General features: G+C 40.6%; 17 protein-coding genes. 5 read left to right on the forward strand and 12 right to left on the reverse strand.

The features are described 5' to 3' along the window. Window positions 1-104: 104 nt before the first annotated feature. Window positions 105-1,478, forward strand: a complete 1,374-nt coding sequence (locus GQR45_RS19320) for an IS4 family transposase (protein WP_096058041.1) — start codon at window positions 105-107, stop codon at window positions 1,476-1,478. Window positions 1,479-1,522: 44 nt separating this feature from the next. Here the strand turns inward: GQR45_RS19320 and hemF are convergent, their stop codons facing one another. From hemF to GQR45_RS19350, 6 genes are all read right to left on the reverse strand, one after another. Further along, the gene (hemF, locus tag GQR45_RS19325; protein ID WP_165726803.1) at window positions 1,523-2,473 is read right to left on the reverse strand and encodes an oxygen-dependent coproporphyrinogen oxidase; all 951 of its coding nucleotides are present in this window, start codon (window positions 2,471-2,473) and stop codon (window positions 1,523-1,525) included. A 1-nt stretch (window position 2,474) separates the two neighbouring features. Continuing rightward, window positions 2,475-3,038, reverse strand: coding sequence for an L-threonylcarbamoyladenylate synthase (locus GQR45_RS19330; RefSeq protein WP_010555163.1), 564 nt, complete (start codon window positions 3,036-3,038; stop codon window positions 2,475-2,477). A 25-nt stretch (window positions 3,039-3,063) separates the two neighbouring features. After that, complete coding sequence (locus tag GQR45_RS19335; protein WP_165726804.1) at window positions 3,064-3,639, reverse strand: topoisomerase DNA-binding C4 zinc finger domain-containing protein; 576 nt, start codon at window positions 3,637-3,639, stop codon at window positions 3,064-3,066. Between the two features lie 114 nt (window positions 3,640-3,753). Continuing rightward, the gene (locus GQR45_RS19340) at window positions 3,754-4,227 is read right to left on the reverse strand and encodes a DUF494 family protein (protein WP_010555161.1); all 474 of its coding nucleotides are present in this window, start codon (window positions 4,225-4,227) and stop codon (window positions 3,754-3,756) included. 1 nt (window position 4,228) lies between these two features. Next, window positions 4,229-5,320 (reverse strand): DNA-processing protein DprA, encoded by a 1,092-nt coding sequence (gene dprA / locus GQR45_RS19345; protein WP_101162963.1) that lies wholly within the window; start codon window positions 5,318-5,320, stop codon window positions 4,229-4,231. Window positions 5,321-5,351: 31 nt separating this feature from the next. Further along, window positions 5,352-6,470, reverse strand: a complete 1,119-nt coding sequence (locus tag GQR45_RS19350) for a LysM peptidoglycan-binding domain-containing protein (RefSeq protein WP_010555159.1) — start codon at window positions 6,468-6,470, stop codon at window positions 5,352-5,354. A gap of 118 nt (window positions 6,471-6,588) precedes the next feature. Here GQR45_RS19350 and def point away from each other — a divergent pair, with 118 nt between their 5' ends. The 4 genes from def (at window position 6,589) to trkA (ending at window position 10,821) form a co-directional block, all read left to right on the forward strand. Then, window positions 6,589-7,092, forward strand: coding sequence for a peptide deformylase (def, locus tag GQR45_RS19355; RefSeq protein ID WP_007584168.1), 504 nt, complete (start codon window positions 6,589-6,591; stop codon window positions 7,090-7,092). A 24-nt stretch (window positions 7,093-7,116) separates the two neighbouring features. Beyond that, window positions 7,117-8,070 carry a methionyl-tRNA formyltransferase gene (fmt, locus tag GQR45_RS19360; protein WP_165726805.1) on the forward strand — a complete coding sequence of 318 codons (954 nt, stop codon included), beginning with the start codon at window positions 7,117-7,119 and terminating at the stop codon, window positions 8,068-8,070. Next, the gene (rsmB, locus tag GQR45_RS19365; protein ID WP_165726806.1) at window positions 8,063-9,358 is read left to right on the forward strand and encodes a 16S rRNA (cytosine(967)-C(5))-methyltransferase RsmB; all 1,296 of its coding nucleotides are present in this window, start codon (window positions 8,063-8,065) and stop codon (window positions 9,356-9,358) included. The genes fmt and rsmB overlap by 8 nt, the downstream gene beginning before the upstream one ends. Window positions 9,359-9,444: 86 nt before the next feature. Further along, on the forward strand, window positions 9,445-10,821 hold the full coding sequence (gene trkA, locus GQR45_RS19370; RefSeq protein ID WP_004335170.1) for a Trk system potassium transporter TrkA: 1,377 nt from the start codon (window positions 9,445-9,447) through the stop codon (window positions 10,819-10,821). A gap of 81 nt (window positions 10,822-10,902) precedes the next feature. On the opposite strand, the gene GQR45_RS19375 is transcribed toward trkA, so the two are convergent. From GQR45_RS19375 to GQR45_RS19400, 6 genes are all read right to left on the reverse strand, one after another. Next, window positions 10,903-11,118 (reverse strand): calmodulin, encoded by a 216-nt coding sequence (locus tag GQR45_RS19375; protein WP_165726807.1) that lies wholly within the window; start codon window positions 11,116-11,118, stop codon window positions 10,903-10,905. A 77-nt stretch (window positions 11,119-11,195) separates the two neighbouring features. Continuing rightward, window positions 11,196-11,408 (reverse strand): calmodulin, encoded by a 213-nt coding sequence (locus GQR45_RS19380; RefSeq protein WP_004335174.1) that lies wholly within the window; start codon window positions 11,406-11,408, stop codon window positions 11,196-11,198. A gap of 139 nt (window positions 11,409-11,547) precedes the next feature. Next, on the reverse strand, window positions 11,548-11,760 hold the full coding sequence (locus GQR45_RS19385) for an EF-hand domain-containing protein (RefSeq protein WP_004335175.1): 213 nt from the start codon (window positions 11,758-11,760) through the stop codon (window positions 11,548-11,550). Between the two features lie 465 nt (window positions 11,761-12,225). Continuing rightward, window positions 12,226-12,885, reverse strand: coding sequence for a flagellar brake protein (locus GQR45_RS19390; RefSeq protein WP_165726808.1), 660 nt, complete (start codon window positions 12,883-12,885; stop codon window positions 12,226-12,228). Window positions 12,886-12,929: 44 nt separating this feature from the next. Further along, window positions 12,930-14,381: a TrkH family potassium uptake protein gene (locus GQR45_RS19395; protein WP_121953916.1), complete on the reverse strand. Its 1,452-nt coding sequence runs from the start codon at window positions 14,379-14,381 to the stop codon at window positions 12,930-12,932. A gap of 96 nt (window positions 14,382-14,477) precedes the next feature. Continuing rightward, window positions 14,478-15,092, reverse strand: coding sequence for a YigZ family protein (locus GQR45_RS19400; RefSeq protein WP_007377640.1), 615 nt, complete (start codon window positions 15,090-15,092; stop codon window positions 14,478-14,480). Between the last annotated feature and the right edge of the window lie 27 nt (window positions 15,093-15,119).

Below are 15,119 nucleotides of genomic sequence, written 5' to 3' on the forward strand. Positions count from 1 at the left end.
GCTGTCTCTTATACACAAATCCCTGCTAAGAAATTAGCGGGGATTTTTTTGAACTAAATCTCAATGTCATGATCAGATCTTCAAATCTTGTTTGAGGGCACATTATGATTAACGAACATACTCATTGGGCAAAACAACAATTCGGTAAATCGGACTTAGGTGATCCAAGAAGAACAGCGCGTCTGGTAAAGTTAGCATCAACGCTTGCAAATGAACCAGGAAAACCACTTGTGAACATCACTCAATCCCCCGCCGATATGGAAGGTGCCTACCGCTTTATTCGCAACGAGAATATTGACGCAACGGCTATAGCAGAGTCAGGCTTTAAAGCCACGGTTGAACAAGCAAAAAGTCATAACTTATTACTCGCATTAGAAGACACGACCACACTAATTTATAAACATTCCTCCATTCGAGATGATTTGGGTCATGTCGGACGAGGAGCAAAACAACGAGGCTTGTTAGCTCATAGCGTATTACTGTTTGCGCCAGACACAAAGCAAGTTGTGGGATTAATTGAACAGTCTCGCTGGAGTCGTGATATCAACACGATTGGAAAAAGAGAAAAACACGCGACGACTTCTTACGAAGAAAAAGAAAGTTACAAGTGGGAGTCAGCGTCACGAGCGATGGCAGAGCGGCTGCAAGGACAAATGGCGAACGTGATATCGGTGTGTGACCGCGAAGCGGACATCTACGAATACTTGCAGTATAAACTGAGCGAGCAGCAACGATTCGTCGTACGCTCGATGCAAAGTCGTCATATTGAAGAAGGTGAGGATAAGCTCTATGCGTTTGCAAGCGAGCTGATGAGTGCAGGCACCAAACACATCCACATTGCACAAAAAGGAGGAAGAAAAGCCCGAAGCGCAACACTGGATATCACCTATGCGCCAGTGACACTCAAAGCGCCTTACAATAAGAAAGGACACTCCCTCCCAGTTTACTATGTCGGCTGTGCAGAGCGAGGAAACGCTGAGAACGGCTTAAGCTGGCACCTATTAACCAGTGAACCAGTCACCAGCAAAGAAGACGCTTTAGCTATCATCACCTACTATGAGCACCGTTGGCTTGTAGAGGAATACCATAAAGTCTGGAAAAGTGATGGTACGGATATCGAAAGTTTACGCCTTCAAAGCCAAGATAACATGGAAAGATTGGTGACGATTAATGGCTTTATTGCGACGCGAATATTGCAACTAAAGTTCACCAATGAGCAGCCTGATTCTCCAAGTTGTGAACAACTGTTATCTCCCAAAGCATGGAAGTTATTGTGGTTAAAGAGAATAAAAACACCATTGCCTGAAACTGCTCCAAATATGTCATGGGCGTATCAGGAACTGGCAAAGTTAGGAGGCTGGAAAGATACCAAGCGCACAGGGCGTGCATCTGTGAAAGTGTTATGGCAAGGATGGCTTAAGTTACAAGCCATCCTGGAAGGCTACGATTTAGCAAAATCTCTTGAGTCAGACTTGTGATCAAGAGACAGCTAATTAGCGCCTTTTTGATTACTGTGTAATTGTTATAGTTGACACTCTCTGGCTATCAACTCACTTGGTTGACTAGTTAACCACTCTTGCGGGCGTAAGTAATACTGATATAGGTTAGCTTCTGGGCTACTTGGCTCTGGTTTATAGTTATATTCCCAGCGTGCAAGTGGTGGCATAGACATTAATATAGACTCAGTGCGCCCGCCACTTTGTAATCCAAATAAAGTGCCTCTATCCCATACTAAATTAAACTCTACATAACGTCCGCGACGATAAAGCTGAAAATCACGTTGTTGCTCTGTGTATTCGTCATTTTTGCGACGTTCAATAATAGGTAAATAGGCATCTAAAAATCCATTACCCACCGATTGCATAAACGCAAAACTCTTTTCAAAACCAAGTTCGTTTAAATCGTCAAAAAACAAACCGCCTACTCCGCGCGTCTCGTCTCTGTGCTTTAAATAAAAATACTCGTCGCACCATGTTTTATATTTTGGATAAACTTCACTACCAAATGGCGCACAAATGTCGTGAGCAACTTGATGCCAATGCTGTACGTCTTCTAATACTGGATAAAAAGGAGTGAGATCAAATCCGCCACCAAACCACCATATTGGCTCTTCGCCTTCTTTTTCGGCTATAAAAAAGCGCACATTGGCATGACTTGTTGGTACATGAGGGTTTTTAGGGTGAATAACTAACGACACACCACACGCATGAAAGCTGCGCCCTGCAAGCTCTGGTCTGTGTGCTGTTGCCGAGCCAGGCATTGAAGCGCCAAATACGTGTGAGTAATTAACTCCGCCTTGCTCTATTACAGTACCATTTGTGGTTACACGTGTGCGACCACCACCACCTTCTGCTCGCTGCCAGTTATCTTCTATAAATTTAGCACTGCCATCTGCAGCCTCCAAACCTTTGCAAATAATGTCTTGCAAAGCCATAAAGTATGCTTTTACTTGATCTAATAATTCGCTTTGCATATTAACCTCTAAATATTTTTCCAGTCATGGCATCTTTTATTGTGCTTGGTTGAGTATTACCACCTAACGCCTCATCAACGTAAAAGCCAACTTGTTCTGCAAATTGCGCTTTAGCTTGCTCAATACTAATTACCGTTTCTTGACCGGTTAAGTTTGCACTGGTTGATACTAGTGGCTTACCAAACTCTTGGCACAAACGTTTTACTGTTGGATGGTTTGTTACTCTTACTGCAATGGTATCAAACTGCCCTGTGAGCCATTTAGGCGTATTTTTAGATGCAGGCATAACCCATGTAATTGCAGCAGGCCAACTCGAAAAAATATCAGCTCGTTTATCCATTGGTATTTTTGCATCATCTACGTATTTTAATAATTGTCCGTAGTTATCAGCAATTAAAATAAGTCCTTTTTCAACCGGGCGCTGCTTAATAGCTAATAGTGCCTCAACGGCTTGTTGATTATCTGGATCACAACCTAAACCATATACAGCTTCTGTTGGGTATAAAATAACTTCGCCTTGCGTTAAGCATGTTATTGCAGTGGGCGTATTTGAAAGGTCTGACAAAGTAGTCTCCAGATATAATTAAACGTTATTCAGTTGCTGTGAGCTTATGCATGCAGCTTTTTTGTGGGCATTGCAATAATATGCCGTTTGCCATATTTCTCTCTATGACTATGGGCCAGTTACATTCAGGACACGGGTGTTCAACCGGTTTATTATTAAGTGTGTATTTACAACTTGGATAGCAATCACAAGAATAAAATACTTTACCAAATTTATTACTGCGCGCGACTAAATGACCTTTTTTGCATTTAGGGCAACTTGGCAAAGTGTCTTCGCTTTGTTTTTCTTCATTTTCGTTAGCAATGTAATGGCACTCTGGATATCCCGTACACCCAATAAACATACCGTAGCGGCCATTTTTAACCACCAGCGGTTTGCTACACTCAGGGCATGCTGAATCTTCAAGAACTTTAATTTCGTTACTATCGTGATGTGCCAACGGCCTAATAAAATCGCATTTGGGATAACTTGCGCATCCTAAAAAAGGGCCTGATTTACTATTGCGGATCACTAACTCTGAACCACACTGTGGGCATATCTCGTATTCTTTTTCGAGGGCGTGCTTGTTCGCCGAGAAAAGCGAATGGTCGATTTTACTCATGGTGATCCTAATAGGTTAATGAATTTTCGCCTAATATACCCAAACCACTTAAAGATACAAGCAATGCCGTGCTTATCCGTTTAAGTAATTTGAGTACAATTAAGATAATTATCTCTAATGAAGAAGTTCGCTGGGTTCATCAAAAATCAAATCTTCCATTTGCTCATATGCCTCTTCAGAGCCAGGAACATTAAACAAAATCATAAGTACAATCCATTTTAAATCTTCTAGGCTTATGGTTGGTTTATCTAGTGAGGCTAAACAGTCCATTACCATCTCACGAGTTACATTGTTAATTACGCCTATTTGCTCAATAAACATTAAAAAGCCACGACACTCAGCACTGAGCCTTTGGCATTCACTATCGGTAAATATACGCACAGCATCTTTAGGGTTAGTAATAAGATAAGGAGACTCGTCACTGTGTTGTAAATCGGCGAGTTGCTCTAACCAATCGAGTGCTTTAAATATCTCAGGCTTATTAAAGCCCGCGCGCAGTAGCTCATCGGTTAACTCATTTTGCTCTGCAAATATATCCGCTTCGCTGTGAATGTAATTTTCAAAAAGATATAAAAGAATATCAAACATATTACCTTCCTGCGCTCAACTTAATATAACCATCTAACACTCGCTCAATCTGATCGTCTAATTCTAAATCGAGTAACCTAGCGAGCACTTTGTCTATTGGCCACTGTGCGCGACGTACAATGTCGTCTACGCTGGTGACTTCAAAGCCAATACTATTTAAAACCTCGCATTGAGAATTTGCCTGAATAGGCTGCTCTTTGTTACATACATTATTGTCGTAAGTAAAACTCACCTCATCAAGAATGTCAGCCACGTTTTCTACCAGCTTAGCACCTTGCTTTATTAAAAAGTGACTTGCCTGCGCTAACGGGTTTTTAATAGAACCCGGTACTGCAAATACCTCTTTATTTTGTTCAAGCGCATAACGTACTGTAATTAACGAACCGCTTTTAATTTCAGCCTCAACAATAAGCACTCCCAACGATAACCCAGAAATAATACGATTTCGGCGCGGAAAGTTATGCGCATGAGCAGCTGCCCCTGGTAAAAACTCACTCACCAACAGGCCGCTTTCTAAAACTTGGTCTGTTAATAGTTTATGGCGTTTAGGGTAGTAAATATCAACCCCAGTACCAAGCACCGCTATGGTTTTACCCGTACCAGCAAGAGAGCCCTTATGTGCTGCTCCATCTATTCCCCGTGCCATACCTGAGGTAACTGTAATACCCGCTAAAGTTAACTCGTATGCAAATTCTGATGCTATTTCAAGCCCGGTAGGTGTGGCATTACGACTCCCTACAATTGCAATTTGTGGAGTAGATAATAACGAGACATCTCCCCTACAAAATAGTAATAAAGGCGCACTGGCAATCTGTCGGAGATCTTCTGGATAAAGCGCATCAAAAATACAGACAACCGTAATGTTGTGCAGCGTAATTAGTTGCTCATAATGGCTGACTTGTTGCCAATTGGTGTTGAGTAAATTACTCGCCTGATTAGCGGTTAATCCAAGCTGTAAAAGCTTGTCATGAGGTAAGTCGAATAACGACCCAAGGGAATAATTTGTAGATAGTGCTAAAAGGGTTTTGATACCCAACCCTTTACACATATAAAAGGCAAGCCAGTGGGCTAGCTTGCCAGATGACTGATCCATGCTCTCTCCTAGAGCACCGACTCGCTACTTATTAATGAATAACTGCAATATCTCCAATGCGAATTGGGTGCTGGTTTTTAGTTATTAATGCATAACTTATTTTGTCATACACTTTAAAGACAATTAGCTCGCCAACTTTTTCTTTAGGCATAGTCCACGTTGTGCTCTCTTCGTCAGACTCATCACCAAATAATTGGCTCACATCAGATAAAAGCTTCTCGTATTTACTAGAATCTTCTGGGTAACGAGGGCCACGAGGACCATCAATAACCGTTGGCGATTGACGTTCTAGATCTAATACATGACCCGCTTCTATGTTTTGTTCACTGCCTAAGTTTAGCACTACAACATCCATTGTGCTGAATTCTCTAACTTGTCGTGGGGAAGCAATAATATTCCCTGTTACGGGCTCAGAAGGACGGTGAATATTAAAGTACGCAGGAAGCATTTGACCTTCCATTGCCGGCATTAAAAAATCGCCTTGCTGAATTTCTCGTTTAACAGACTCAACACGTAATGACGAAGGCACACCATTGTGTTCATCACCCGCTCTAAACGCACGTGCGATACCCACGTAAGATGCACGCGTTGCTAACACTTCACCGGTTAAATCAGTGTAAGGATCACCTTTATGGTAAATGGCATATGCCTTATGTACTTGTAAGTCGCCTTTAACATATAAAATATGGCCTAACGTTTGTGTTTTAGTATTTTCGTTAGCACCTAAAATATAAGGTTTGCCTTTAATATCGTCACTATTCATTGCTTGCTCGTAACTGATATACGGTTTGATCATTTCAAGCGGCAAAGTAGTAATAGCATTACGCCCTTTTGGTGTAATACGACCCTGAGGAGATAGCTTTCTATATCCTTTATTAATCACTAAACGTGGGTTTCCATCTGCATCGTATATCAGCGCTAATGCATCACCGGGGTAAATTAGGTGCGGGTTGTCAATTTGTGGATTCATTTGCCAAAGTTCAGGCCATAGCCAAGGCTCATCTAAATAGATGCCAGAAATATCCCAAAGTGTATCGCCTTTTTTTACAACATACTGTTTTGGTGCATCTTTTTTTATTTTAAGCACGTCAGCAATTGCGGGAAACGCAGCACTTAACGTAAGCATGATTGCAAGTAATGGAGATTTCATTGAGCTTCCTTGTATTGTTTTTTCATTATTATTGCCCAAAACCTGTTAAAGGTGAACGCGAATGGCTAAAATAAGAGCATACAATACCCTAAATTAAGCACAAGTGAAAAAGGTAACTATGGCTAGGTTAGAAGTTTTAAGATTTCCAGATGAACGTTTACGTACTATAGCAAAAGATGTTGCACAAGTTGACGACACAGTACGCCAAATTGTAAAAGACATGCTAGAGACAATGTACGATGAAAATGGCATTGGACTTGCAGCCACGCAAGTAGATATTCATCAACGAATCGTTGTTATTGATGTATCAGAAGAGCGCGACGAGCCACTGGTATTAATTAATCCACAAATCATTAAAAAAGACGGCTCTACCGTTAGCGAAGAAGGCTGTTTATCAGTACCTAACTCGTATGCAAAAGTAGACCGCGCTGAAACAGTAACAGTCGCTGCACTTAACGAAAACGGTGAAGAGTTTGTACTAGATGCAGATGAATTACTGGCTATTTGTATTCAACACGAACTAGATCACCTTCAAGGTAAGCTGTTCATTGACTACTTATCTCCATTAAAGCGCCAACGTATTCGTAAAAAGCTTGAAAAAGAAGCTAAATTTGCAGATTAGTAATAAGTACCTTAGGAAAACTCAGTGACTCAACCATTACGCATTATATTTGCCGGTACGCCGGACTTTGCAGCACGTCATTTACAAGCGCTGATACAAAGCGAACACCAAATAGTGGGTGTATATAGCCAGCCAGATCGCCCTGCAGGTCGTGGTAAAAAATTAAAAGCCAGTGAAGTGAAAGCGCTAGGGCTTGAGCACAACTTACCGGTTTTTCAGCCACAGTCATTAAAAAATGATGAAGCACTAGCAGAGCTAACAAGCTTAAATGCCGACATTATGATTGTTGTAGCGTATGGCTTAATTTTACCTAAAGCTATATTAGAAGCCCCACGTTTGGGTTGTTTAAATGTGCATGGCTCTATATTACCGCGCTGGCGCGGCGCTGCACCTATTCAACGCGCAATTTGGGCAGGTGATGAACAAACCGGCGTAACAATAATGCAAATGGATGAAGGGCTAGATACCGGCGATATGCTACATATCAGTCGCTGCCCTATTAGCACGACAGAAACTAGCGCTAGTTTATATACAAAGCTTGCTGAGCTAGGTCCAGACGCGTTAATTGAAACCATTAATAAATTAGCTAATGGCGAGCTCACCCCTGAACCTCAAAATGATGAACTTGCTAACTACGCTAAAAAGCTTTCTAAAGAGGAAGCTAATATCGATTGGTCAATGAGTGCACTGCAAATTGAGCGAAACATTCGCTCTTTTAATCCATGGCCAGTGTGCTTTACCCAAATGGGTGGGCAAACAGTAAAGATTTATCAAGCGCAGGTTGTGCTGCAATCAGGTGATCCTGGGCAAATTTTATCAAGCGATAAGAATGGCGTAGTAGTGGCGTGTGGCGAACACGCTTTATGTATTACGCAATTACAGCCGCAAGGTAAAAAACCAATGGCAATTAACGACTTTTTAAATGGTCGTAGTGACTGGGTTACCCCTGGCACAATATTAGGCGAAAACAATGAGTAATGTTCCAAACGTACGAGCGCTGGCCGCTGAAACTTTATATAACGTAGTTGATAAAGGCGCATCGCTTAATCAAGAACTTCCATTTGCAAGCCAAGGCTTGCCGCCTAAAGATAAAGCGTTGCTACAGCAAATTTGTTATGGCGTTTTACGCTACTTACCGAGCCTTGAAAATTACTGCCAACACTTAGTAGAGCAGCCATTAAAAGGTAAACGTAGAATATTTCAGTTTTTATTATACGTAGGTATTTATCAACTGCAGCATATGCGCGTACCACCACATGCTGCAATTTCAGAAACTGTAAACGCACTGGCTCAACTGCGCGCTTTAGGATTAAAAGGGCTGATAAACGCCATTTTACGTAGTTTTCAGCGCCAACAAGCAGAGCTTGAAGAAAAAGCGAAGCTTATTCCGGTATGTTTATACAACCATCCAAATTGGTTTATTAAACAGGTGCAAACAGCCTACCCAGATAGCTGGGAAGCACTACTTGAAGAAAACCAGCAACAAGCACCTATGTGGCTTCGTGTAAACCAAGCACAATTTAGCACGCAAGAATACAGCGAAATGCTTAGCGCTAACGATATTGAACACACCTTAAACCCTGACTTTATTGATGGGATTAAGCTTGCCAAACCACGTGATGTATTTTCGTTGCCTGAGTTTGATACAGGTGCATGTTCAGTACAAGATGCTGCAGCACAGTTGGCAGCCCGCTTTTTAGAACCTAAAGCAGATGACTATATTTTAGATGCCTGTGCCGCCCCTGGCGGAAAAACATGTCATATATTAGAGCTTGCTGATGCTGATGTACTTGCACTTGATAGCGACTCAACTCGCCTTGAACGTGTTAAGCAAAACTTAACTCGTATTGGCTTAGGTGCAGACCTACAATGCGGCGATGCATCGCAACCACATACCTGGTGGGACGAAAAATTATTTGATCGTATTTTGCTTGATGTGCCTTGTTCAGCCACTGGCGTAATTCGCCGTCACCCTGATATAAAATGGTTACGTCGCGCATCAGATATCGAAGACTTAGCTAAGTTACAAAACGATATTCTTGATAGCATTTGGCCACTGTTAAAACCAGGTGGCACATTGGTATATGCTACGTGTTCGGTTCTTCCACAAGAAAACCAACAGCAAGTTGCTAAGTTTTTAGCTAATAACGATGATGTAGAACATATACCTCTACACGAAAATGATACCGTAACAACTCCAGGTTTGCAGTTACTGCCCGGTGAAAGTGATGGATTTTATTACGCTAAGCTAGTTAAAAAAGCCTAATAGCCGTACACTAAATAGTTAGCCATTTATGAAACATTAAATGGCTATTTTTTTAATTAAATTATGATCAATACCACGGGTAAATAATGAAAATAATTATACTCGGTGCCGGGCAAGTTGGTGCTACGCTTGCTGAAAACTTAGTTGGCGAACAAAACGAAATTACCGTTGTTGATATAGACGGTAACCGATTACGTGAACTTCAAGATAAGTACGACTTACAAGGGGTTATGGGCCACAGCGCGCACCCTGATGTATTACGCCGTGCAGGCGCTGAAGATGCCGATATGATTATAGCGGTAACCAGTTCAGATGAAGTGAACATGGTTGCATGCCAAGTGGCGTACAGTATTTTTAAAACGCCCACTAAAATTGCCCGCATTCGCTCAGAGCAATATTTAAAATACCGCGAAAAACTATTTCAAAACGATGATTTACCAATCGATCATTACATTGCTCCCGAAGCACTGGTCACTAAGTATATTCGCCGTCTAATTGACTACCCTGGTGCTCTGCAAGTATTGCAGTTTGCTGATGGCATGCTCTCGTTAGTAGCCGTAAAAGCTTACTATGGGGGTTTATTAGTAGGTTATGCGTTATCTGCACTTAAAGAACATATTCCTAATGTAGAAACTCGTGTTGCCGCTATTTATCGTCAAGGTAAAGCAATCAAACCACTGGGTACCACCGTTATTGAAGCCGATGACGAAGTATTCTTTATTGCCGCTACAAAACATATACGCGCAGTAATGAACGAGCTACAAAAACTTGAGCGTTCGTACAAAAAAATTATGATAGCTGGTGGCGGTAACATTGGGGCAGGCCTTGCCCGCTCACTTGAAAAAAACCACACCGTTAAACTAATTGAACGCAGTAAAGAACGTGCCGAGCAACTCTCAGAAATGCTCGATAACACGGTCGTTTTTTGTGGTGACGCATCTGATCAAGAACTGCTCTCAGAAGAGCATATTGAACAAGTCGATGTATTTATTGCCGTAACCAACGACGATGAAGCAAACATTATGTCGGCCATGCTTGCAAAACGTATGGGCGCACAAAAAACCATGGTACTTATTCAACGTGGAGCTTACGTTGATTTGGTACAAGGCGGCGAAATAGATATTGCCATATCGCCACAACAAGCAACTATATCAGCGTTATTAACGCACGTACGCCGTGGTGATATTGTTAACGTGTATTCACTGCGTAAAGGCGCAGCAGAAGCCATTGAAGCGGTTGCTCATGGTGATGAAAACACATCTAAAGTTGTTGGGCGCGCGATTGCCGACATAAAACTTCCTGCAGGTACAACCATTGGGGCAATAGTACGTAATGACGATGTGTTGATAGCTCACGATGATACAATTATTATGTCGGGCGATCATGTCATCATGTTTTTAATCGACAAAAAACACATTACCGTTGTAGAAAAACTATTCCAAGTAAGTGCTATATTCCTTTAACTAGTTACTCTAATTAGTTAATTTAATACACAAAAAAGCCGCTGACTAAGGCGGCTTTAATGGAGTATGCTTAAATATTGATTACTGTACTTTTGAAAACTCTTCTTTAGAGATTTCACCATTACCATCAGTATCCAAATCATCAAAAATCTTTACAAGCTGAGGGTTAACCTTTGCTTCTTCCATTGTAATAGCACCGTTACCATCTGCATCAAAAGAGGCAAAATCTACTGCGGCATATGCTGCTGATGAAGATGCTAAAACGATAACTGCAAGTGTTGTATTGAATGTTTTCATAATAATATTCCTAGTAATATGGGAAGTCCTTTTCAAAGATCCCTGACTGTGAAAAATGTTTAATCTGAAAAGATTAATTAGTAGTTAGCGAATTCTTCTTTAGAAAGCTCGCCGCTACCGTCGGTATCTAGCTCAATAAATTCAGCCATTAAATCTGTATCGACTGCCGCTTCGCTTGGGCTAATTGTGCCGCTACCATCGATATCAAGGCTGTCAAAATCTGATGCTGCAAATGCAGCGGAAGAAGATGCTAGTACTATAAGTGCTAATGCTTTATTTAAATGTTTCATAACTTAATCCTTCAATGTTCTATCAAAAAAATTGCTTCGTTTAACTTAAAACGTAATTTTTCACTTCATTGTTATCCTCTTTCGTAAGCTCCCTTGCCTACTTAGGTGTCTTTGGCAACTCAGGATAAATACTTTTTAATTAAGCTTCTGAAAATTCTTCTTTTGATAACTCACCATTTTGGTCAGTATCAAGCTCAGAAAACATGCTCATTAGCTTTGCATCTACTGATGCTTCTGCTTGGCTAATTGTGCCACTGCCGTCTACATCCAGTGTGTCAAAATCTGTTGCAGCAAAAGCGGCTGAAGAAGATGCAATAGCGATAAGTGCTAAAGTTTTATTAATACTTTTCATAATATGTATCCTTCAAATTTATGTGTGTGCGATTAAGTATTTCACTTTGAATCACGATTTCGTTCAGTACACTTAGACTATTACAACTTAGATGCCAACATTTAAAAGCTATTAATTTTCAATAAGTTAAATATAAAACGTACAACAAGAAGGCGTTTTTAGAATAGTTATTGTTGCCCTTTAGCAACACGTTTTAAAGAGATGATATTAAAGTCATTAAAAACATATAGTTATGTTTATATAAAAAGATACATTTTTAAATGTACGGTTTTAAAAGGAGGGATTTAAAATAATAATTGAGATAAATTTTAACGAGGTAGCTTTAATAACAAAAAACAAGCTGTAAAAAACAATACGTAATCAATTGTTTTATTTAAATAATAATTTTAATTATGAAAGAGAGAAAAAACATTTTATAAATACTGACATAAAATGCCTTTTTGTTGCAAATAAGCGAAAACCTATTTATTCAACGGTAGGCTCAAGCGCAGAAGGGTCTATAAAATGCTCTTTCATAAAGGCTTTCATTTCATCCTCGCTTGCTAGTAGCTTAATTCCACAGTGCACGCCTGCGGCATGCTCTTTAACACTGCAAATTTCACCTTCAAAATCTTTATCACTGCTATTAAGTACGACAGTGCATTGCATATCTTTAATACTTTCAACTTGCTGATCGCCTCTAATATCAAACATTACACCAGTGAGTGAAATGTCTTTAATAAGGCCTTCAAGTACCCTATCGTCACTTAGTTTTAGCTTTGCAGGTAATAAGGTAGGTATGCGTGTTTGTGAGCGTAGCGCAAATAACTGCACTTGCTTTGGAAAGTTTATAAACACGAGTTTAGCGGGATGAGAGGCTACCGACATAATTTGCTGGCGAAACGCAATAACTTGCCCACCACTACCTTCAATAAGCGCTCTTACAACAACCATTACGCCATCACTTAAATAGTCACTCGCCGCAGGTAAACGCTTTGCATTGGGATAATTTAAAATAATAAACTGTTTATCGAGTAAACCAACTAATTCAGTTTTAACACGCTTACTGCTTGTAGGTGTTAATATTTCTAGGTCGACTAAGCTGCCTACACTTATATGCTTTAGCTTTTCTAAATTTGTTGGCATATCCCTTTCCCAATAGTTCGTAATTTAAAACTTAAGCCGCTCGTTTATCCACGCCAAAAAGTAGGCGTAAATAACACTAATAAAGTAAATATTTCTAAACGACCAAACACCATTGCAATGGTAAGCAACCATTTAGCACCATCGGTTATAGCGCCATAATGCGATGCTACATCTCCCAGACCTGGACCTAAGTTATTTAAACAAGCCGCAGTGGCTGAGAACGCAGTTATGTTATCCATACCCGTGCCCATAAGCGCTAACATAATAATAATAAACACCAACGCATATGCAGAGAAAAATCCCCACACGGCTTCTACTACTTTGTCTGGCAACGCCTTTCGACCCAGCTTGATTGAATATATAGCCCGTGGGTGCACCAAACGATTAAGCTCACGCACACCCTGCAAGTACAGTAAGAACACGCGCACTACTTTCATACCACCACCAGTAGAGCCTGCACAGCCACCAATAAAGCTCGAAAATATAAGTAAAATAGGTAAAAACAAAGGCCATGTTGAAAAGTTATCAGTAGCAAAGCCTGCTGTTGTACTCATAGAAACAGCCTGAAATAACGCCTGATCGAGGGTTTCATCGCCATTAGCAAATATTTCGTTAGAGGAAAGTACGGTAAAACAAATAACCACCAGCGCTAATTGAATACACAAAAACACCTTAAACTCAGGGTCTCGAATATAAACTTGTACGTTTCGACTCGCCACTGCAGCGTAGTGCAGGGAGAAGTTAACAGCGGCAATAATTAAAAAGAACACACAAATAAAGTTAATTACAGGGCTGTCAAAGTGCCCCATGGAAGCATCATAAGTAGAAAAACCACCTATCGCCACCGTTGAGAATGCATGACATATAGCATCAAACCACTCCATACCTGCTGCCCAATAAGCCAGCATACAAGCAATAGTCAGCGACACATAAATATACCAAAGGTGCTTTGCTGTATCGGCAATTCGCGGGGTCATTTTGGAATCTTTTACAGGCCCAGGTATTTCAGCGCGATATAACTGCATACCACCAACACCTAGCATGGGGAGTATAGCAACAGCGAGTACGATTATACCCATACCACCAAACCACTGGAGTTGCTGGCGATAAAACAATACCGATTTGGGTAAATACTCAATACCGGTAAGTACTGTAGCGCCGGTGGTTGTTAAGCCAGAGAATGCTTCAAACACCGCATCGGCGAGCGATAAATTAGGTTCTTGTAAAAATATAAGCGGCAATGACGCAAACGCCCCAAGTACCAACCAAAACAAAACAACAATTAAAAAGCCTTCACGTGCTTTTAAGTCACCGTTTTCATGGCGGTTTGGGTAATAAGCCATCATGCCAATAACAACACTAAAGATAAATGCTAAAACAAAAGGAACACCACCACCGTCTTTATATATTAAAGACACCAGTGCCGGAGGCACCATGGTAATACTAAACAGCGCAACAAGTTGGCCAAGAATTTTTATGATGGTACGAAATTGCATTTAGCTTGTCGCTTTTATTATTAGTAAATTCAGGCTGAGTAGTATCAGCCAAATTAAATAGGGTCAGTATGCATTACATGCAATTTGTGTAGGTTATTACTCTTTAATAGTTAACTCAACTGCGCCGTGACTTAAATCAAAAATATCTTTGATTGCTTGCTGAGCTTCGCGGCTATCTATTGTAATCACCCATTCAATATTAGCAGTAAATTGCTTATCAATATTAAGCACTTGATACTTTGTTTTTAATAACTGCTCAATCGCACCTTGCATGCTGTACTCGCTACTCCCTGTAATTTCAACACTGGGAACTTTAAGTACCGTTTGCAATTTTACTAATGCATTATTTAATGAGCCACCATAAGCACGTACTAATCCGCCCGTGCCTAATTTTATTCCGCCAAAGTAACGTGTGACTACAGCTGTGATTTCGCCAAGGCCTGAACCCACCAGCACATTTAACATAGGTTTTCCTGCAGTGCCATTTGGTTCACCATCGTCCGAAAAACCATAAACATGGCTGCCACCGGGGTTGCCTGCCACATGTGCCCAGCAGTTATGACGCGCATCGCTATACTTTTCTTCAATGCTTTTAATAAATGCTTTAGCTGAATTTAAATCGGGGGTATGTGCAATGTGAACTATAAACGTACTTTTTTTAATTTCTTCTTGATGAAAAACGTCAGCAGCGGGATATTTATATTCAGACATATTTTAAACTTGTAAAAAGGGGGCCAA

The sequence above is a fragment of the Pseudoalteromonas sp. SA25 genome, from assembly GCF_011378705.1.
In the GTDB taxonomy this organism is placed as follows: domain Bacteria; phylum Pseudomonadota; class Gammaproteobacteria; order Enterobacterales; family Alteromonadaceae; genus Pseudoalteromonas; species Pseudoalteromonas arctica.